The sequence below is a fragment of the Emticicia sp. CRIBPO genome, from assembly GCF_009905725.1.
Lineage (GTDB): Bacteria > Bacteroidota > Bacteroidia > Cytophagales > Spirosomataceae > Leadbetterella.
This window is the reverse complement of record NZ_JAAAKV010000004.1, coordinates 251,512-273,170: the sequence shown is the minus strand read 5'-3', so window position 1 is coordinate 273,170 and position 21,659 is coordinate 251,512. Positions and strand designations below refer to the sequence as shown.

Genomic DNA, 21,659 nt, shown 5'->3' with positions numbered 1-21,659 from the left:
TACAAAATCACATTATAATGTGATTTTTGCTTTATTAATTTCTTAAAGCTATCAGACTCTATCACATCAGCGAAAAAGGTGGTGCCACAACAACTTCATAACTTATTAAAATCAGACACCGCATATAAGGGCCATATCTGTACATTTTCAACAGTAGAATATATTTCATTCGAAAACCGGACACCGTAATCCCTTTGCTTTTCTTTTAAGAAGAGATAAAGGCTTTGCATAGACCCCTTCGTTCCAGATTTCACTTCCAGAGGAATAATCTCCTGTCCTTTTTGAATTACATAATCTACTTCAGCATTACTGTTAAGGGCTTCTCTGTGCCAATAATATAATCGTTCCTGCTTATAAGGGGATGCAGACTTCAGAAGTTCCAGTCCACAATATTGTTCTGCAATGGCTCCTTTGTTAATCACATCAAAATCTTGTTCAAATAAAATTTCAGATGCCTTCAGTCCAAGAATTCTCTGAAAAATACCAGTATCCAAAACCAGCATCTTTTGCTTTTTAATATTCACTCCGGCCCCCAACGGCAAACCGTTGGCAGAAGTGTGCGTTACCGGGATAACCAGGCCTGACATCACTAAAAGATCAAGTGCCTCTTTTACTTGTTTGTTGTTAGCTTCGGTAGCTGCTTTTGAGTAAACAAACTTACCCCCTGACTGCCGCACTACGGCGTCAAAAACTTCTGCAATCCTCAATGGTGGCACCAGCTTCTTGTACTTTGCAAAATCATCTCTGAAGGAAATAATGAGATCATCCAATATTTGTCCGCAGGCATTAAAATCCCTGAATTCTGCATAATGAGCGACTACCTCCGGCATACCACCAAGCATCAAAAAACGCTTAAGCAAACCAAGTAATTTTAAGTGCAGTGGTTCTGGCAACGGCTTTTCAACGGATGCTTTATTCTTGCCGTCCACTAACAAGGACTCTCCGATAGCTCTCAGAAATTCATCAAAAGATAAAGGATATATAAATAATGACCTTATCCGTCCTACACCAAATGAAGGGATTTCAGATAATGCAAACTCAAGTAATGAACCGGCTGCAATAACATGCAATTCCGGATATTTTTCATAAAAAAAACGCAGGGAAGAAATTGCAGGAATACAAGATTGAATTTCGTCGAAGAACAATAGTGTTTTACCGGGAATTATTGGCGTATTAAACAAAATGGACAGGCTTTCGCAGAGTTCTTTAGGATCCAGATCACCTTCAAACAATGAATTTACGGTCTTTTGCTCTTCAAAATTCACTTCCAGAAAATACTCAAACTGTGTAGCCAATTGTCGGACGGCAGTAGATTTCCCTACCTGTCTGGCACCCCTGAGAAGCAAAGGCTTCCCGGCCTTGTCATTTTTCCATTTTAGTAAATCTATGTCTATATTTCTTGATAGATACATTTTCCAAAGGTAGTGCTGATACAGGTTTGACAAAAATCAAAGGCAATATTAACACAAAAATGACAAAAATCAAAGGCAATAACCATGCAATTTTGGCAAAAATCAAAGGCAACGAAAGGCTAAATTGTATTTTCAAGCCCTGTTTTGAGGATAATTACTTCCTGCATTATATAAAACTTCACACATCGCCCTTTTCAATGCCTGCCTCGATTTTCTCCTGCACTTCCATTTTTTCTTCGTGGCTGATGTCAAGTTTTTCAGAATCATCTTCATTCTTCAGTACCAGTGAAATGCTGATGGGAAAATGATCTGAACCGACGGATTCTTCAATGCATATGTTTACCAGCCTGAAATGGCCACTTAGAAAATAATGGTCAAGCGGCCAGCGTAGTAACCAGTGACTGGCATGAAAAGTACTGTACATGCCTCTTCCTCTCCGGGGATCCAGCAAACCGCTTGCTTTGAGAAACAAGCTGGTGGTGTAAGACCAGGCGACATCGTTGAGGTCTCCGAAAACGATGCAGGGTTTATCGTATGCTTTAGCCATCTTTCCTATCAGGAGTATCTCCGCGTCTCTTTCCGTGCTTTCGGGGTTTTCCTGGGGAACAGGTGGTGTAGGGTGTAATCCGTAAAGCCTGACGACCTGTCCGTTATATTCAACATCGGCTACGACAGAAGGGATTTCCTTGTCAATCAGATAGTTGAGCTCATGATATATGACCGGCAACCTGGAATAAAACAAAAGCCCGTAGGTATTTTCAAGAGGAGCTTCAATCCGGTAAGGGTACGTCTCTCTGAGTTCAGAAATACCTTCCTGCCAGGCTTTGTTGGTTTCCAGCAGCAGTATGACATCGGGTTGCTTTTTATTGACCAGGTTAACCAGCCTGGCGTAATCCTGATTATCCTGGAAAACGTTGCAAACCAACAGTTGTAAAGGTTTTTCTGTGCCTGAAGGCTCACTTTGTTCGATCATCTTCCTTCCCAGGATGGTATAAGGATAAATAACCGCAGCAAGATAAGCAATGGAAAACCCAAGAAGAAACAGAACTACAAAGTCGTACCATGCCGGCTTCTGGAAAACAAAAAACCAGGTCACAAACATGATCAGGAGTAAAATAAATTTCTGAAGCCTGGGATAATCAAAAACCCGGATAACCCACCAGTCACTCTTGAAAAACGGGAGCACGGCAGACAACAGAAATAATCCAGAAAAACCATAATGCAGATCCTGGGTGATAATCATATATTTTCAGACAGGCATGTTTACTGCAAGATAATACTATTTCCGGGCAGAATGGTTTTGTTTCAGAGGCGTTTTTTTAACAACTATGCCTTGTTTTTTAATCTCAAAGCCCCAGTTGCTTAAAAAAGGCTTCTTTATAGTTAATTCCAACAGGCAACTCCAAGGTGTTGAGGAAAACCCTGTTACCTTCAATGTGGGTGATATGGACCTTGTTGACTATAAAAGAACGGTGGATACGGATAAAATCGCTTTTTGACAACAGGGCTTCAAAAGCAGAGAAGGTCATACCCGGGAGAATGGTGCTTTGGGTGGTGACAATTTTGGTATAATTACCGCTGGCCTCTGCATAAAGCAGCTCTTCCAGCATAATTTTATAGATTTTACCGTCTGCCCTGACGAAAATAAAATCATCATTGGCGGGTTCTCCTGAAGGTGGCTCTTTAACCGTATGGGCATCAACACTTAACCTTTCTGTGGCTTTATCTACCGCCACAATAAAACGCTCCAGTGAAAAAGGTTTCAGTAAATAGTCGCAGGCCGATAAGTCGAAGGCCTCAACGGCGAATTCCTTATATGCGGTAGTAAAGATAACCTGCGGCTGATTTTTCAGGGTTTTCAAAAAGGCAATACCATCCAGCACGGGCATGTTGATATCGAGGAAGAGGATGTCGGTTTTATATTTCTGCAATGCTGCTTTAGCCTCCAGGGCATTGCCACACGAAGCCACCACCTGCAGATCAGGTAGGTGCCCGCAGTAAGTCATGATGATTTCCCTGGCTATGGGCTCGTCGTCTACAATCAGGCAATTGATTTTATCGTCCATTTTACTTAATTTTTAACCTGAGGGTAACAGAAAATGTCCCCTCCGACTCCTTCAGCTTCAGTTCGTGTTCTCCGGGATAGAGCAATTCCAGCCTCTTTCTCACATTAGCGAGTCCTAAACCGCTGTTTTTGTCCTTACTCTCATGATTCTTCAATTCCGAGTATGAATTCTTAACCGAAAAAAACACCTGTCCCTCCCATAGCTTCAATGAAATATTCACAAATATCTTTTCATCGTGGGTATTCTTGGAATGTTTGAAAGCATTTTCGATGAACACGATGAGCAACATCGGGGCTATTTTGCCATTGCTTCTCTCATCAAAATCAAGGTCGAGGTGTAAGCGGTCGCCGATGCGGAGTTTTTCAAAATCTATGTAATTGCGGAGATAGGTAAGTTCGTCTTTCAGAGGCACATACATTTCTTTGGCCTCATACACAGAATATCTCAGCAATTCTGACAGTTTAAGCAACAGACCCGGGACTTCCTGGTGCCGGGTGATGGATATGCCGTAGAGGTTGTTGAGTGTATTGAACAAAAAATGAGGGCTCATCTGTGACTGAAGAAGCTGCAATTCGATATGACTGTTGGCTGCGGTTGTCCGGGCTTCCCTGAGTTGATTTTGTACCACGCTGCGGTATATTTTCACTAAAAACCCGGTCGCTACGCTAATAAAAATAAACGGAAGCCAGTACAGTAAAATACTGATGGCTTCATGAGACCGGATAACCTGAAAATCTGCATGAATAAATAACCAGGCAACACAAACCACAATAGCTACAGAAAGGCCTTTGATCAGGTCGTTGTGAGCTATCCTGATCTTTGGTCCCCACAGCAGAGCCAGATTTCTGCCCCAAAAAACACCGGCAATGAATAAAACGGAGGCCACTGTCGTAACAAACTCTTCTTCCGCCACATGAATGGCTCTCACGTAAGCATTGAGGGCCATCCAGACCGGCACAGACAAAACAGCCGAGTAAAGAATATAGATATCCTTACCAAAAAAGCTGCTGAAAGAATTGCCGGCACTCCTCATATCGTTTGTTATATTCCAGTATTAAGCTGTAAATCTGGGTCTGATTGTATGACGCAAACAAATTTTGCTGACGAATATAGCTGAAATGATGACAGAAAGCAATTTTGAACTTATGAACCATTTCAACACCCCGAAACTGAATTCTGTCAGGCATATGGCCTGATACGGCATATTTATTTTAGCAGGTCTCCTGAGTCCTTCATCTTTGCTGAAAATAAAAAAAGCAAATTATGAAAACATTACTTACCCTGTGCCTTATGTGCTTTAACGCCCTCACGGCATTCTCTCAGACCTCTTCAGGCATGATCTCAGGTACCATCAAAGGTACAGATAATGACGTGATTCCCGGTGCCACCGTCCGGCTGATGATCAGCAAAGACTCCAGCATGGTAAAAGGTGAGATCAGCAACGGAAACGGGAAGTTTCAGTTCAGTAACCTTCAGAACAACACCTACGTGCTGGTGATCACCGCCATTGGTCAGAAACAGTACAAAAGTGTGCCCTTGCTTATTGACGACAGTCATCCGGTCGTTACCCTTCCGGTGATCATACTCTTACCTGCTAAAAACATCCAGTTGAAAGAAGTGGTTGTATCAGCTAAAAAACCTTTGATCGAACAAGACATTGACCGGACGATCGTCAATGTGGAATCTATGATTGGCAGTGCTACCAGCAATACCCTGGAGGTACTGGGCAAAACACCGGGTGTAAGCGTTGACAACAACGGAGAAATCAGCCTCAACGGCCGGACGGGCATACTGGTTTTGATTGACGGCAGATCTACCTACATGTCAGGACAAGACCTGGCTTCTTACCTTAAATCGCTGCCGGGAGGTGTGCTGGACAAAATAGAACTGATGGACAATCCGTCTGCCAAATACGACGCTGCCGGAAACGCCATCATCAATATCCGTCTGAAGAAAAACAGGACCGGGGGTTTTACAGGAAGCGTTTCGGCGGGCTATTCACAAGGCAGATATGCCCGGAACAATGATGCACTGAGCCTGAATTACAATCACCGGAAAATCAATCTTTTTACCAATATCGGCTACAATATTGAGAAAAATTATACTTATGAAACCTACTACAGGAAGTTTTATAATACAGAAGCAGGGCTCTGTTCCTCACTGGACCTGGTCAATAACCAGGTAGGCAAAAACACCGGACAAAGCATCAACCTTGGCCTGGATTTTACCGCCTCGCCTAAAACCACCCTGGGAGCGATTGTCAACCTGAACGGCGGAAAGGGCAAAAATACATTTGATTATGAGGGGAATAACTTCAATGCCGGTCATCAGCTGACGGGCTTAAACACAGGCAATACCCTGGGAAAAAGCTCAAGGACTAATTTATCGACCAACCTGAATATGCTGCATAAATTTGACAACAAAGGCAAAGAACTCTCGGCCGACGTGAATTACATCCGTTATATTTCGGATGGAGACCAGGCCCTTCAGAACTTTATATATCAGGCTGACGGCACATTGGCCAGCCGCCATGATTTCTTATACATCCTGCCCTCCAACATCGGCATTTACACCGCCAAAGCCGACTATGTGCAACCTTTTAAAAACAAAGTCAGGCTGGAAGCCGGTTTTAAATCCAGCGTGATTGATAACGAGAATATCTCTGATTATTACGATTTGGAAGGGCCCATACAAAGCATTGACAACAGCAAATCGAATCATTTCAAATACCATGAAAACATCAACGCCGCCTATGTCAACAGCCAGAAGGCCTGGAAACGGCTGGGTGTACAACTGGGTTTAAGGGTCGAAAGCACACAGGCCAGAGGGAAGCAGCTGGGCAACGAGGAAGTGTCCGGCAGTTCTTTCACCAAAAACTACACCAGCCTGTTTCCCAGTGCTTTTGTGAGTTATAAACTTGATTCTGTCAATAAAAACACCCTGACCCTGATGATGGTCAGAAGAATTGCCCGTCCTAATTACCAGTCGCTTAATCCGTTCCTGTTTTTCCGCGATCAATATTCTTACAGCTCAGGCAACCCGATGCTGAAGCCACAGTATCAAAGTCGGGTCGAGTTGAAGTTCCAACACAAACAGTTACTGAATATGGGGCTGAGCTACAACTGGTTTACAGACATATTTCTTCCTACTACCGAAGCCGCAGGCAATGTGTTCATTACCAGGTCAGATAATGTAGCCAAAGGTTTTATGTTCCTGCTTAATACGACGCTGTCGCTGTCTCCCACCAAATGGTGGAACTTCAATCCGACCCTAAGATTATCGCGGATGGGCATCGAAGGAAAGGTGTACACAGAAAACCTGGACTTTGTAACCAACGTAGCCCGCCTGGAATTCAACAACTATTTCACTTTCAGTAAAACTTTAAGCGGCGAACTGATCGGTTATTACGCCAGCACAGACCTGAACGGACAACAGGTAACCAGTGGCATGTACCGCCTGGGAGCTGCTCTTCAAAAGAAAATCCTGAAAGGAAAAGGCAGTATCCGGGTGAGTGCGGATGATATTTTTCATTCATGGGTTTACGAGAGAAAATCCATCAGCCTGAAACAGGCGGAATCGTTTCAAACGAGTGCCTCGGATACCCAGAGGATCGGATTTGCCTTCACTTACCGCTTCGGTAAAGAGACTTTTGCCCGCAAACGCAGACACAATGATAACGCCGCGGAAGCTGAGAAAGGCAGGGTCGACTAAACAATTTTAAGCCAGGTGCGGGAGTATCATCCTGCACCTGGCTTAAACAAACCTCCGCTGCCGGAATAAATACCTTAAAACAATAACAAGGCAAAGCATTATCTTTCTTACTGTCAGGCTGAGCGGAGTCCGGAGCCCTCCCGATGTCCGATTCCAGGTTTTCTATACAATAAAAGTAAAGCTTCCTTTATCAGATATTAAAATATACAAAACCCCTCCGCATCTTTTAAAATAACCAATAAATCTTTGTACTTTAGTCGCTCATTATGTCCTGCCGGACATTTTAAACTAAGTTTATCTGCAAGCTATTGATGACTGAATACAGGTTTTAATGACAGGATTGAAGTTACCCGGTTTTTTCAGAAAAGACATTTTTCTTATCTTTTTGCTATGGCTGATACTGACGGCCATCAATATCGATAAGGCTTTCCATATTGATGATACTTTTCATCTTGAGGCCGGGCAGTGGCTCAGAGAAAACCCTTTGAAACCCATGTCAGGGCTGATCAACTGGGCTGATGACCCCACCCCGATGTACAGTCACAATCAGCCGGTCCTGTTTTTTTACCTGGTTGCATTCACTTCGTTTTTGTTCGGGATGGGCGAAATCCCGCTGCATTTAATGGAATCCGTTTTCACTTTCCTGGTTCTGTATTATTTTTATAAAACAGCTGTTTTTTTGCGTGTTGGAAAGCCCCGTATCCTGCTGATTTTCCTGGCTTTTTGTCCTGCATTCATCATCAATCAGAACGTGATGGTAGATGTTCCGGTGCTATCCCTGGTTTTAATTTCGGCTTATTATCTCCTTAAGTCCGGGAAAGAGCAAAAGCTATTATACTATTGCCTGTCAGCACTTTGCATTGGCCTTGGACTTTTGATCAAGTACTCGCTTCTTCCTTTACTGGTGGTTATTTTACTGGTCATGCTCATCCGGCGTGACTTTAAGTACCTGCCCGTTTTGCTGATTCCGGTTTTTATGCTTGCAGGATGGTCATTCTGGAATGTACAGGAGTTTGGCTCGGTGCACATTTTTAACAGGCCGAGAAATGAATTCCGCCCGGTCCGCATCATAGAATTCATTGCCTGCGTGGGAGCTGTTTCACCTCTCAGTATCTGCCTGATTCCCAAAGGGTTTTCAGCCCTAAAGTGGCTTTCGTTTTGTTTTTTCTTCGCTGTCATTTCCTATGGGCTTTTTGTGTGGACGGGTATCATTGAGATTCATATCTTCGGACAACTTCTTAATTATGTATTCATCAGTAATGGCCTGTTGATTGCCTTTGCATTACTTTTTGATGCCATTAAACATGGAAAACTAATTGATTTAAAGAATTTTATCAGTTCCGATACTTTTATTTTGTGGCTTATCATTGGGGCATTGGCTAGCTTTATGGTTCTCTTCGCTCCTTTTATGGCCACCCGTCATATTCTCTTAATTATTCCTTTTCTTCTCCTGGTCAGTAGTCCGCTTATGGAGCAAGCCGGGAAATTCCTGGTGCAGACCGCTGTTGTACTTACCGTAATTCTGGGTCTGATACTGGGTATTTCAGATTGGAAAACCGCTGACTATTACCGGGAAATGGTCGGGGTTATTGAGATTCCTCAAAACCAGACAGTCTGGGCGGCAGGTCACTGGGGCTGGCAATGGTATGCCCGTAAAAATAATATGAAAATTTATGGCACCCAAACTTCAGAAGTTAAGGAAGGTGACTACCTGGTATACCCACGGGATATAGTCAGGCAAACGATCAACCCGGCTTTAAAACTCAGCCTGGTGGATAAAAAATGGAAAGACGCCAGCCTGCTTACTTTTGTTTCGGGCAGCAGACTTGCGAGTTTATATTCTTCTTCGATCCACAACCCGGTCTGGCGGTTATCTTTAAGTCCTGTAGATACTATCTATGTTTTTAAAGTGGATAGAATTGAGTTGTCTAATCCTTAAAATAAATCCGTCACCCCAAATATTAAACGCCACTCCCCTTTTTATTTCCTTCCGATTCATCATAACCGGCTTTTTTTACAGAGGAGATATAAAAAAGTATTCATCAAGCGTTGGAAATAATGGTTGATTTTAATGAACTTTGCCGGATACAAAAAAACAAAAGCCTTGAAATTAAAATTATCTCTCGTTTCAGTACTGATTGCCTTAGCACTTCTTCCTTTGTCCTGTAAAAAAGATGGTGACGGTTCCGTCACGCCGCAAGGTTGTTATCTGGCTGGTTTTCAGAGCACAGGCACCGGTTCCAGAAGTTTTGCCTATAATGAAAAGGGCCTCGTCAAAACGTTCAATCTCTCCAAAGATGGTTATAACACCAAATTCGATCTTACCTATGACGACAAAAACCTGCTGATTTCAAGCATTTGTACGATAGGCGGCGAACTGGCCTTTAAAGAAAAATATGCTTATGAAAACGGCCGCATCAGCACCGTGACCATGGTTGACCCCAAAAACGACATCGGTGTATGGGGAACTCACCGCATAAAATACGATCAGGAAGGCAGGATCATTGAATACACTAATGAGTTCGGAGACGCCCCTACCGATTCAAAACATATTTTTGAATACAATGCACAGGGTGTTCAGACCAAATATGAAGTGGTGCTTCTGAAGGGTGATCTTAAGTACCGTCAGATCATCAAACCTGCCGGAACACCGGTAAAATCGGCCGAAAGCTATCTCATGGAACACGGCGTTCCTTACGAGCTGCCTTTGGGTTATGCCTTCCCGAAAGTGGATCCGGGCATAGGGTCTGTGATGGAACTGTATGCTACCGACCTGGAAGGAAAAATAGTCCTGGTCAATTCCTACACTCTGAATACCCAGAAAGTAAATGCCAAGGGATTTGTGGAACAGAGTCTGTGGAGCACTGCCAAAGGAGAAATTCTTAACAATTATTCGTTCCAGGGATGTAATTAAGGGTTTTATCTTTTCAATATACAAAGCCCGGGCCACATGGTCCGGGCTTTGGTTTTGTATGCGTTTTTATAACCATCCAAACCTGCCGATCAGTTTTTCTTTCTGATTACGGGCCACAGGAATGCTCTGATCGTTTGACATGATGACATAGTTCCCTTCGCCACGCACGTATTTTTTGATGTGGTCCAGGTTGATGAGATACCGCCGGTGAATCCTCAGAAAATTCCTTTCTTCCAGCACTTCCTGTATGTCTCCGAGGGTCTTGGCCACCACATAATGATGACCATCTGCCGTATGGATCCGGGTATAGTTATTTTCCGATTCACAACAGATGATCTGCTTCAGTTCTGCAAAAGTGACGCCATTCTGATAGGGCAAAGCGATTTTATCGGGCAGTATTTTAACATCTCCCTTCCATTGTTGTCTGAGCAAACTGAGTTGCTGTGTCTGTGGCCAGCGGCGTTGTTCAGCTTTTTCAACTGCGGCCTTCAGGTCTTTCCCGTCAATGGGCTTCAGCAGATAATCGAGGGCACTGAAACGAAAGGCTTTTACGGCAAACTGATCATAGGCCGTTACAAACACCAGGCTGAACGGAATATGGCCTATTTTTTCGAGCAACTGAAAGCCGTTCATGACCGGCATTTCTATATCAAGAAAAACCAGGTCGGGCTGCCGTTCTGTTATCTGTAGTAATCCTTCTTCACTTTCTGTGCATTCTGCCACTACCTGCACCTGGGGACAATACATCTTTAACTGCAGTGAAAGCAATTTCACGCAGTCGGGTTCGTCATCTATGATAATGGCCTTGAGCATAAGCGTTTCACAGGGGGATTTTGATATTCACTTTTGTTCCGGCCGGTTTATCACCGCCGTTTTTTATATCGGTAATCTGTACTTCAGCCTCCATTTTATACAACTGGTTAATGGCCTCAATCCGCTCTGAGGTCATTTTCAGCCCGAATGATTTTTTCCTGACAGCTGATTTGCTTTCATATTCAGCTGCCTGCTGCCTGCCCACCCCATCGTCTGTTATTTCCACCAGCAGGGAATTTTCCGTCGGCTGGGTGACATTAATCGCAATAAGGCCGCCGCTTTTCTTGTGCATCAACCCGTGCCAGATGGCATTCTCGACATAAGGCTGTATCAGCAAAGGAGGGATCTCTGTATATTCCCGGTCAATTTCCGGGTCTACGTTGATGGTGTATTTCACTTTATCCTTAAACCGCATCGCTTCCAGCTCAATATACAGTCTCAGCGTTTCCAGTTCTTTCTGCAGAGAGATCTTTTCCGAGCGGGAATTCTCCAGCACCAGTCTTATCAATTGTGAAAAGATGGTCAGGTATTCAGAAGCTGTTTTAGAATCATTCTCAAGGGTATATAGCTTAATGGAGTTAAGGCAATTGAATATAAAATGGGGATTCATCTGTGCCCTCAGGGCCGTCATTTCCGTCTCCGCAATTTTTTGTTCAAACTCCGCCGCCACCTGTTTTATCTTTTGTACTTCGGCGGCTTTGCCCTGTTCTTCCAGTTCTCCTGTCCTTATCTTCAATTGTTCTTCCAGGTCTTTTGCGTAGGATGCCTGAAGGTTATTTTTTTCTATCAGCACCAGTTTGCTCCGGTAGGACAAGGCAAATGAAAAACAAACGGCTTCTATCGTGAGTCCGAGCATAAAATAAAAGGGAATAAATATCAGCACCATGGTAATGGCATCTGTACGGAATTCGACGTTCGGGAAAATCAGCATCGGCATGCACCAGAGTGCCAGCATGCTCATCAGGCCTCCAAACATAAACCATTTTACTTTATTAGTGCTCATCGCGGTCAGCACCAACAAGATGACGTTTAACAAAGCCACCGGGACCATGGATACAAAATATCCGTAGTAGTCAGTAAACACAAACCTTCCCGTACGTACGGTGGCAAATTCCATCAGCATCTGAAGGCATGCGACTACCAGCAGGCATTGTACCACGATCCAGGTTTTTCTGAACTGTTGCGGCAGTTCAAGCATTTTACCCACAAAAAGGCTGTAGAGGACCGGCACAATAAACAGGAAGACAGAAAACATAAGGTCATGAAAGAAAGAAGAGAACAGCCCGAAAATGTGGCGGATGTCTATCCAGAAAAGCCCGACCAATGCCGAAGATATGGTATAAGCCATGTACCATAAGAAAGCCCTGTCTTTATACAGAAAATACTGGTAAGCCGCAAAAACGGATATAAAAAACAGGCAGCCCGTCAGCATGGCCAGGAAAAGAAGGAGCAGTTTGTCACGCAGGGCACCCTCCAGACTGCCATCAAGAAAGGAATAGGGAGTTTCCAGACCTATCCAGGCAGGCGTCATCAGGCCTTGCCGGTCTTCAGTTCTCAGCCAGAACGTCTGTGTACTGCCCGGTTTCACTATCAGCGGAAGCGTACCCTTTTCATAACCCGATACGCCGGTCTCATAAATACCACTTTTTGTAACAAATCCTGCTGCATCATATAAACGGGTAAAGTAATGAGCACCGGTGGCAAGCCTCAGGTTTATCGTATCTGTTGCTGATCTATTTGTAATCGTGAATTTCAGCCATTGAACGAGCAATGGCCTGTTATATGGATGTACCTGCCTGAGGCTGTCGGCATATGGTATAAACAACTGCTCTTTAACGGCCTCAAAAGTTAAAGGTTCATCTCCGTTTTCCTGATAAAACACACAATACCTGAAGATCGGGAGACCTTTCTTCCATCCGGGCTGACCATCAAGCACTAAGGTATCCTGGGCAGGCAGTTTAGCAGGGCCTGTCAGCAAAATGAATATCATTAAAATGATCCGTTTCATATCATCGTGGTATCAACTAAAATTAGCTATGTTTTTTGCATTTACCTAATTATGATGGTGAACGGTCGTTTTTCTGAGGGAACGACCATTTTGCAGTTTACCTAAGCAATCATTCCGTTCTCCGTAAAAAAACACCTGCCTACCATCATTTCTTTTTTTAAGAGGAGCATAAAACAGAACTTCAGTAAAAAATCTAATGACATGGCAAAGCAAATCTTACGAACCCTGCTCGTCTTCTTTCTCATTTTTTTTCCGTTCCTGACCGGAAATCTGATAGCTAAATTCACTCCTTATAAAGAGGGAAACAGCATGACCAGTTATGTGTTAATACTCACATTGGTCACTCTTGCCATCGGGTTGATTTTATTTCTTATCATCCGGCGGTACGGGCAATCATTTAACACCCCTGTATCAGGAGGCCCCCCCTCTTTCTTATCGGTACTGTCATTGTGGGAATAACCGGGTTGGCTGCACCGCCTGACTTAAGTATCGTAATGCTGCAGCACCCCGAAAGAGAGCATTTCAGATATATTGTGCTCTTTATTGCGGCACTATTATTCGGATTTTATGCTGCTATACAGTTCAGGAATAATACTTTCCAATTGACAAATCCACTCAAATGGATAATGGCAGTATTGTTTGTACTTGCTTTTGCAGAAATGATCTGGGAGTTTTCACATCATTATTTATATCCGGAAGGATTAAAGAAATGGACGGATGAAGGCAAAAATGCGGATGATTTTGTCAAATCCTATGATAATATTCATGTGATTATTCCCGGGGCTACGGGGCGTTTAATCCAGTTTTCGATTGTCATGTGGTTAGCGATCCGCTTGTATCAACTGCGAAAAGTAAAAATCTGGAGTCCTGTCCTCACTTGCCTGATCGGTCTGATGGGGATCATTTCGGCAACGGTCATCCTGGTAACCGAAATGCACTTACCGAAAGGATTTGAGTTCCTGTTCCTGTTTTTTATTCCGGGCATACCCTTTATCCTGTTGTACTGGACAGGCGTTGCCCTCCTGACCAGGGAGAAATTACCTCACAATTAGTCAAAGACCTCCTTGGTTCGGGCTTTATTTTTTAATATCTTGTCCATATCTATCGGTAAAGAATTAAAAATAAAATCTTGGCAACCATAAAGATCCTTCTTGCAGACGACCACCAGATGTTTCTCGAAAGTATGAGCATGTTACTTCACACCATTGACGGACTGGAGCTGGTGGCCACGGCCGCCAACGGAATAGATGTCATGAAGTTGCTGGAGGCTTATGAAACGGATGTACTCATCTGCGATCTCCAGATGCCCCTGATGGGTGGTATTGAGGTGATCCTGAAAGTCCGCCAGAAACACCCTGCTGTCAAAGTCCTTATTTTAACGATGTCTGACGAAGCCGCTCACGTCAGAGAGGCCCTGCAAGCGGGAGCTTCCGGATATTTGCTGAAAACCGCTAATAAATCCGAACTCGAAAACGCTATCAGGGTACTGGCCGGCGGGAAGCCTTATTTCAGCAACGGGGTGATCATGAGCCTGACCAAACCCCAGGATGTTCCGCTTGCAGCCGTTCCCTTATCAGACCGTGAGTTGGAAATCCTGAAACTGATTGTATCGGAGCTTTCGAGTACCCAGATTGCAGAAAAGTTATTCATTAGCTTCAATACTGTGGAAACCCACAGGAAAAACCTGTACAAAAAACTTGGCATCAACAGCTCCCTTGGCTTGCTGAAGTATGCTCTTAAGCATGGTTTGATTGATTGAGCGGAAGCCTGACAAAAACAACGGTGCCCTCCCCTTGCTGTGATTGTATCCTCAGGTCGGCTCCGATGGACTTGGCCCGGTGCCTTATATTTTTAAGTCCCATGCCTTCCGACATGTTGCCTTTCTCAAAACCTTTTCCGTTATCAGAAACCGACATGATCAGCTGACGGTCTGTACAATTGAAGTCTATATTAGCCTTAGCCGCTTCTGTGTGCTTCTGGATATTCTGGCACAATTCCAGGCAAATCATGTAAAGGTTAAAAGTAATTTCTGAGGAGAAATTATTCTTAAATCCGTTCAGGCTGAGTTCAAAACGGGTTGTTTCACCAAGATTAAGCCGGGTGACCAGCCCTTGCAATGCATGATCAAAACCTTCTTTTTCGAGTTCGGCGGGCATCATGTTGTGTGAAATCTGCCGGACTTCCCTCGTGGCGTTGTCTACCATTTTTATTACATTTTCATATACTTTGTTCTCGTGGACGGTCTGGGGCTGGATAACCTGCAAACTCATTTTCACGGAAGCCAGGATGCTGTTTACGTTGTCGTGAAGCTCGGTGGCAACCCTCTTCCGTTCACTCGTCCGCCCTTTTTCCAGGGCGGCTTCCACTTCAGCGTTCTTTTGACTCAGCTGTTTATTTTTATGCCTCAACTTGTAATTAAGCCAGACCAGCACCAACCCGGAAAGGCTGATAAAAACCAGTCCGCTGAAAAGGAAATTGCGGTTTTTAGCCTGTGAAGCCAGCTGATGTTTCAGCTCATTTATTTTCAGTTGCTTAATCGTATTCTCCTGCAGGGTCTGTTTCTTTTGTGAAGCGGCAGTAAGTGTTTGTATGTTCAGCAAACTTCTCAATTCATTATTCTGAATCGTTTTCAACAGGTTCTGTCTTTCGCTCAGCCCCCTGATCCTGTTTATCTCTTCCTGCTTCTGAAGGGTGATGTATTTCTGTTCCTGTATCTCTTTTTCCTGCAGCAACCGTATCTCCAGTTTCTCTTTTTCGGCTTCCACCTGCAGGGCCAGCATTTCAGACGTTTTACTTGCCTTCCTTTCCGCTTCCGATTCTGTCATAAACAGCTTATGATACTTCAGGGCTTCATCAAAACGCTTCAGGGCTTCATAATCGGCGGCCAGCACTTCGTATGACTTCAGCCTCACCACCGGCAAGCCCTCAGATAAAGTAAGGGCCTGGTCTGCCAGGCGTATTGATTCATGGTAGTCGTCCAGGTGGTTGTAAATCCTGGCCATTTCGCAGTAAACCGTCGAAATCCCAGGTTTGCTTTTCAATTTTTCCCAGTATTGCAGGGAGAGGTTCAGGCTGTTCAATGCTTCTTTGTAATGGCCCAGTTCTTTTTCAGCCATCGCCACATCCACATACAGGTAAGCAAAATTAGTGTTGCTGCCCCGGTTATCCTTGATGATCTGAAGGGCTTGTTTATAGCTGCTCAATGATTTCTCAAATTCCCCGTTCTGGTTATAACTTAAGCCCGCAGACTGGTATATTTCTGCCAGCTGGGCAGGAACAGCCCTTTTATCCAGTGCAAAAGTCTCCAGGGCTTTAGTGTAATACCCAACCGATTCCCTGAACTTTTTCATTACGGCTGTCAGTTTCCCCAGGTTATTGTTGATCCTCCACAGGTTCCGTTCTTCCTCTTCTCTGCTCCCGGTCATCAGCTTCTGGGCTTCGAAATTAAGCTTCATGGCTTCCACATAGTCTTTCTTCATCACCCTGAAATAATACTCCAGGAAAATGACCGCCCTCAACTGATATTTGATGTTGCCTTTCTTGGCTGCCATGGTTCTCAGCTGAGCAGCAATGTGATAAGTACTGTCAGTTTTATGAGTGCCTGAGCGGTATACATAACTCAGGAATGAGCTCAGTTCAAACCTCACGGTGTCTCTCCGGGGGCTTGGCGGAAGGGCGTCCAGTTCAGATATCCTTTTCCTGGTTGACCTTAACAGGCTGTCGGTATATTTCAGGTCCGACTTCCTGTCAAAATTAAAAGCGGGTGTATCCAGGCTTTGTGCTGAAACACCTGCAGACAGGAGCAACAAGAAAATCAACTTTTTCACGCTTAGTTTATTGAAGATACCTTACGAAATATAGATACTGAATACTTATCCATCAAGTAATTTGCCTTAAAATCACTGAATTCAGTGAGGCAAAATCACCGGATCAGGTGATTTCTTCTGTGCTTTTTTTAACCGAATTTTGTTGAAGAAAAAAAAACAGGGTATGAATGAGCCGGTTTACCGCTAAATAAATCATTCCGCAAATGGTTGTTTCGTAAATTTTAAAGTCAGAAATTGAAAAGAGCATTGATGATACTTTTCAATTTTGACTTCTCATTAAAGCCTGAACTATTAACATGAAACAGATTTTTACCTTTCTACTCATTTTTTGCAGTTACGTCGTCCTGGCCCAGCACGATCATGCAGGCACCCATGCGACTTCACATGCACAGCACATCCAGGAAAGCCGCAAGGAAACCGTCTATCTTCATAACCTGCCAAGGCCAAAACTGATGTCGGGCGTGGGCACTTCCGGTCTGAAAATCACAACCAAGTCTGATTCTGCTCAGAAATTCTTCAGCCAGGGTGTGGCCCTGGTACATTGTTTCTGGGATTTTGAAGGCTACCGTTCCTTCAAAGAGGCCACCCGTCTCGATTCCACAGCGATCATGCCCTGGTGGGGTGTATTGAGTACCACTTTATTTATGAAGGATGAGGCGTTCCGGAAAGATAAAGAACTGGCGGTCAAAAAACTGAAAGCCCTTAAGGCCTCCGCCACAGAACATGAAAAATTATATGCCGAAGGCATACTGCTGGCCGATTCTCTAAAAGAAACAGGCTACAAGGAATACCTCAAAAAACTCGAAATCATTATCCATAAATACCCCGAAGACATTGAAGCCCAGCTTTTCCTGGTGGTTAACAACATGTCAGGTTACGACCTGGAAGGCCATCCGAATGAGGGCCAGATTTATGCTGAATTCATTGCCTCCAATCTCCTTAAAACTCATCCTGACAACGCCGCAGCACACCATTACTGGATACACCTCATGGAAAACTGTTGTCCGGAAAAGGCCATTCACAGCTCAGAAAGGCTGGCTGAACTGGCCCCGGCCTCAGGCCACATGGTGCATATGCCCGGCCATATTTATAACCGCATAGGTGACTACAAAAAAGCGTACGATGCCTTTACAGCTTCCGTCAAAGTTGACTCCGCTTACATGAAAACCAACGGCATCCAGGAGGTAGACACCTGGAACTACATCCACAACATCCATTATCTGCTGGCTAACTGTGCCCAGGACGGGCGTTATTCCACCGCTTTGGGTTATGCTGAAAAGCTGGCGAAAATGCCGGTGGACAAATCACGTAAGAAAGTGTTTGAGGGTAATTTTTTCGGGCAGGGCATTATGGCTCCGGTCAATATGGAGCTGGCCTTCGGGTACTACGAAAAAGCCGCCAGACGCCTTTCGCTCATCACGGATCCGGATTCTGCATTCGGCCAGGGCAATATGGCTTACAAAGAAGCCCTGAACCTTTTTGCACTTGGTATGAATGAGGCCGTTAAAAACCAGACCGAAGCTGCCAAAAGATATGCAGATGCCCTGGATGCTTATATGTGGAGAAATGCCAACCAGGAAAAACCCGGCAAAGCCATTCCGAAGTTTGGTGTGAATATCCTGAATATAGCCTCTCTCGAACTCCAGGGATTGATCAAAAGCCTTGAAAACAAATATGACGAAGCGATAACCCTGCTCGAAGCCGCAAAGAAAAAAGAAGGTGAGCTGGGCTACGGTGAGCCTCCCTATTATCCTAAACCAATACTCGTGAGCCTGGGCAATGTGCATCTGAAAGCCGGAAAATACGATAAAGCGATCACTGCCTATGAAGAACTCCTCAAAAGATTTCCCAACGGAGCACCGGCTTTATGGGGGCTTTATAAGGTGTACAAACAAAAAGGTGATGCGGCCAAAACCAGAGAATACGCCGATCGCCTGAAAAAAACAGCCCAATACGGAGACAAAGGAATTTATCCGCTTTAAGTCCGTATGAACTCTTTTTCTTTATTCTTAAACAACATTGCTTTTCTGCAATGACAGAAGATTTGTGTGTCTACTATATAAACATCAGGAACTATGATCAAAAAAATTGCCCTCGTTTTAGTCAATATCATTTTAATTTTGGTCCCGTTCTCCCCTCTCCCCGAGATTATTTCAGGCACCGAAGTCGGTTACAATGATTTCTCATCCTATCTGCTGACCTGCGGATTTATTGCTGTTTTCTGTTTACTGCTGGCTGTATTTATCAACTTCAAAAATACACCGGTGACACAGGAAAATCTGCTGATCCCTGCCTGGTCCTTGTTTATCCTGGGAATACTGGTGATGGTGCCACTGCACATGGGACCACCCAAAGAAGGAGAAAACCTGCTCCAGGCCACCGGCGAAGAGAAGTTCAGGTATATCATGCTGATCATCGCTGTATTCGTGTTTTCCGCCGGGGTTATCACATCTCTGAAGCCATTTCAGCCGAAACTCAGCCTTGCGGGGAAAATGATTTTTATCCCGCTGGCGATCACATTCTTTATTTCACTCTGGGATTATTATGACTCTTTCAGTTTCAGCTCAAAACTGACGGCCTGGGTCAGCAGCGGGAAAAATGCCGCCGATTTCTTTCCCAATTATGATTTCCATGATACCTGGAGGGCCACCGGAAGGATACTGCTTTACGTCGTAGCCGGATGGACGGGCATCATCCTGTACAACCAATCTGTCTTTAGCAGATGGGTCACAGCGATACTGGTTTTGTTTTGTGTGGTTTCAGTGGGATTCTGTACGATGTTCCTTCTCCGGGGACCTGCATTTTACTTCCCGTTCATGGTTCCGGCTATTGCCTTGGCCCCTTCCTACTGGCTGGGTATTGCGTTGTTGAACAGAACCTCGTTAAAATAAAGCCCCAGATACTTTGAAACCGGCACAGCCATGAGATAAATAACTGACTTGCAGAGCTATTTTACAGGATATTTTCTATCTTTATTAAAAGGAAACTTTGTTTTTTCCTACCCCTGAAAACTGCCGGAAAATACTTTTATCAAATGTCAACGATGCGAAACATAAGACCTGCTGTACTTTCTTTTATAACGGTATTCCTGCTGACTGTTTCAGCTCCATTAAAAGCCCAGAACAGGGACATCAGCTACATGAGTTCGGGAGGAAAACTAAAGCCTTTGCAGGCCATCATGGATATCCGTCATTATACACTTGTGCTGGACGTGGACATTCCCGGACAGGCCATCGAGGGGTATGTGGAAATTGACCTGAATCTGTCTCAGCCCACCGATACGCTTTTGTTCGACCTTGTTCATTTTCTTACGGTCCGCCAGGTTGAAGCCGGCAAGGTAAAGCAATCTTTTGTTCAGAAAGGTGATTCTGTTCTTATCACCGGCAAAAACCGTTTCGAAGCAGGAAAACAGGTCATCAGAATCAGCTATGGCGGTAAGCCCCCGGTAGCCGTAAGACCACCCTGGAAAGGTGGTTTTACCTGGACAAAAGACAAAAGCAACAACCCCTGGGTGGTCATTAACTGCCAGCTGGAAGGAGGAAAAGTGTATTTCCCCTGCAAAGATCACCCAAGCGACGAGCCCAATGAGGGTGTCGACCTGTTTATCACCATTCCGAAGGGACTTTCGGTAGCCGGGCCGGGGCTTTTACAAAGCGTAAAAGACCTGAAAAACAAATCGACCTGGCACTGGAAAACCCAATATACCATCAGTAATTATTGCGTTGTGTTTAACATTGCCAAATATGAAGTGGTCAGGCGTCCTTACACCACCATTGAAGGCCATACAGTTCCCATTGAGTTTTATGTCCTGGCAGAAGACCTTGCCCATGCAGAAAAAGTCATCGACATCAGGCAACGGGATACCCGTATCATGGAAAAATATTTTGGTGAATATCCCTGGGTCAAAGAAAAAATCGGGATAGCCCAGGTACCCAACCCGGGCATGGAACACCAGACCATGATCACCTACGGCGACAGGTTTACCTATGAACAGTATCCCGGAGTCGACTATTCGGCCAACCTGCTTCATGAATTTGCCCATGAATGGTGGGCCAACAAAATCACGAATAAGGACTGGGCACACATGTGGATACAGGAGGGCTTTGCGACTTATGCAGAAGCCTTGTTTTTCAAAGAAGCCCTGGGTGAAAATGCTTATGATTCGTTGATGCTCCGCTTTAAGCTGGCCATCCGCAATGAGAAACCGGTGGTTCAGGGCGAAGGGTTAAACATGGCCCAGGTGTACAACGGCGACATCTACCACAAAGGGGCGTTTCTGCTGCATACTTTGAGGTTTGTCATGGGCGACAGCGTGTTTTTTCCGGCTCTCAGGAAGTTCATTACAGACCTTAAGTATCCGTATGACCGCTTTTTCACGACTGCAGACGTACAGAAATTTTTCTGTGATGCCTCAGGAAAAGACCTCAGTCCTTTGTTTGATTTTTACCTGAGGACCAACAAAACACTCGATTTTGAACTTCATAAAACCGGTCCGGAGACTTACCAACTGAAGACGCTCAACAGCCCTGTGACGCTGCCGCTGGACATCCTCACAGACCAGGGAATAATAAAGACTGCCGTTAATACAGAGGATCAGAAATCTTTCAGAATAAACAGCAAAACACAGCCGGTCATAGATCCGAAAGGGTATTATTTTAAGAAAGTGACTATTTATTAAATCCGTTTGTTCCGCTTGTCAGACGCCTCTCTTCCCTGTTTAAGTCCGCCCGGCCTTTCAAGCCCGTCCGGACAGGCTGCAGAGAGGAAACTTCATCACAGGACGACCATTTGACACAGTTCTGTTTACACTCCCGTTTATACTCCCCTCAACACCGCTCCAACGTAACTTTGCGTCGCTCCAACGTAACTTTACACTGCTCCAACGTAACTTTACATCGCTCCAACGTA

15 protein-coding genes are annotated in these 21,659 nt (G+C 44.5%); 8 read left to right on the top strand and 7 right to left on the bottom strand.

Features of this window, described 5'->3' with window-relative positions:
• Positions 1 to 95: 95 nt before the first annotated feature.
• The 4 genes from GVN16_RS10195 to GVN16_RS10180 form a co-directional block, all read right to left on the bottom strand.
• A complete protein-coding gene (locus GVN16_RS10195; protein WP_166563777.1) occupies positions 96 to 1,412 on the bottom strand; it encodes an ATP-binding protein in 1,317 nt (438 codons plus the stop codon).
• A 178-nt stretch (positions 1,413 to 1,590) separates the two neighbouring features.
• Complete coding sequence (locus GVN16_RS10190) at positions 1,591 to 2,655, bottom strand: endonuclease/exonuclease/phosphatase family protein (protein WP_166563776.1); 1,065 nt, start codon at positions 2,653 to 2,655, stop codon at positions 1,591 to 1,593.
• A gap of 103 nt (positions 2,656 to 2,758) precedes the next feature.
• Positions 2,759 to 3,478 (bottom strand): LytTR family DNA-binding domain-containing protein, encoded by a 720-nt coding sequence (locus tag GVN16_RS10185; protein WP_166563775.1) that lies wholly within the window; start codon positions 3,476 to 3,478, stop codon positions 2,759 to 2,761.
• A gap of 1 nt (position 3,479) precedes the next feature.
• Positions 3,480 to 4,511: a sensor histidine kinase gene (locus tag GVN16_RS10180; protein ID WP_166563774.1), complete on the bottom strand. Its 1,032-nt coding sequence runs from the start codon at positions 4,509 to 4,511 to the stop codon at positions 3,480 to 3,482.
• 230 nt (positions 4,512 to 4,741) lie between these two features.
• Between GVN16_RS10180 and GVN16_RS10175 the strand changes: the two genes are divergently transcribed.
• The 3 genes from GVN16_RS10175 to GVN16_RS10165 all read left to right on the top strand — a co-directional run bounded on the left by GVN16_RS10175 (position 4,742) and on the right by GVN16_RS10165 (position 10,103).
• Complete coding sequence (locus tag GVN16_RS10175) at positions 4,742 to 7,189, top strand: outer membrane beta-barrel family protein (protein WP_166563773.1); 2,448 nt, start codon at positions 4,742 to 4,744, stop codon at positions 7,187 to 7,189.
• Between the two features lie 331 nt (positions 7,190 to 7,520).
• The gene (locus tag GVN16_RS10170) at positions 7,521 to 9,128 is read left to right on the top strand and encodes a glycosyltransferase family 39 protein (protein ID WP_166563772.1); all 1,608 of its coding nucleotides are present in this window, start codon (positions 7,521 to 7,523) and stop codon (positions 9,126 to 9,128) included.
• A gap of 165 nt (positions 9,129 to 9,293) precedes the next feature.
• Positions 9,294 to 10,103 (top strand): hypothetical protein, encoded by an 810-nt coding sequence (locus GVN16_RS10165; protein ID WP_166563771.1) that lies wholly within the window; start codon positions 9,294 to 9,296, stop codon positions 10,101 to 10,103.
• A 66-nt stretch (positions 10,104 to 10,169) separates the two neighbouring features.
• On the opposite strand, the gene GVN16_RS10160 is transcribed toward GVN16_RS10165, so the two are convergent.
• Together GVN16_RS10160 and GVN16_RS10155 are read right to left on the bottom strand one after the other, a co-directional pair.
• Positions 10,170 to 10,916, bottom strand: coding sequence for a LytTR family DNA-binding domain-containing protein (locus tag GVN16_RS10160; RefSeq protein WP_166563770.1), 747 nt, complete (start codon positions 10,914 to 10,916; stop codon positions 10,170 to 10,172).
• Between the two features lie 7 nt (positions 10,917 to 10,923).
• A complete protein-coding gene (locus tag GVN16_RS10155) occupies positions 10,924 to 12,906 on the bottom strand; it encodes a histidine kinase (protein WP_166563769.1) in 1,983 nt (660 codons plus the stop codon).
• Positions 12,907 to 13,550: 644 nt separating this feature from the next.
• On the opposite strand from GVN16_RS10155, the gene GVN16_RS10150 reads away from it, so the two are divergent.
• Positions 13,551 to 13,976 (top strand): hypothetical protein, encoded by a 426-nt coding sequence (locus GVN16_RS10150; protein WP_166563768.1) that lies wholly within the window; start codon positions 13,551 to 13,553, stop codon positions 13,974 to 13,976.
• Between the two features lie 77 nt (positions 13,977 to 14,053).
• On the top strand, positions 14,054 to 14,683 hold the full coding sequence (locus GVN16_RS10145; RefSeq protein ID WP_166563767.1) for a response regulator transcription factor: 630 nt from the start codon (positions 14,054 to 14,056) through the stop codon (positions 14,681 to 14,683).
• On the opposite strand, the gene GVN16_RS10140 is transcribed toward GVN16_RS10145, so the two are convergent.
• The gene (locus tag GVN16_RS10140; RefSeq protein WP_166563766.1) at positions 14,661 to 16,751 is read right to left on the bottom strand and encodes a tetratricopeptide repeat protein; all 2,091 of its coding nucleotides are present in this window, start codon (positions 16,749 to 16,751) and stop codon (positions 14,661 to 14,663) included. The genes GVN16_RS10145 and GVN16_RS10140 overlap by 23 nt on opposite strands.
• Before the next feature lie 296 nt (positions 16,752 to 17,047).
• Between GVN16_RS10140 and GVN16_RS10135 the strand changes: the two genes are divergently transcribed.
• The 3 genes from GVN16_RS10135 (at position 17,048) to GVN16_RS10125 (ending at position 21,429) form a co-directional block, all read left to right on the top strand.
• Positions 17,048 to 18,733 (top strand): lipopolysaccharide assembly protein LapB, encoded by a 1,686-nt coding sequence (locus tag GVN16_RS10135; protein WP_166563765.1) that lies wholly within the window; start codon positions 17,048 to 17,050, stop codon positions 18,731 to 18,733.
• A gap of 93 nt (positions 18,734 to 18,826) precedes the next feature.
• Positions 18,827 to 19,642 (top strand): hypothetical protein, encoded by an 816-nt coding sequence (locus GVN16_RS10130; protein WP_166563764.1) that lies wholly within the window; start codon positions 18,827 to 18,829, stop codon positions 19,640 to 19,642.
• A 152-nt stretch (positions 19,643 to 19,794) separates the two neighbouring features.
• Positions 19,795 to 21,429, top strand: coding sequence for a M1 family metallopeptidase (locus GVN16_RS10125; protein WP_166563763.1), 1,635 nt, complete (start codon positions 19,795 to 19,797; stop codon positions 21,427 to 21,429).
• The last annotated feature ends 230 nt before the right edge of the window (positions 21,430 to 21,659 follow it).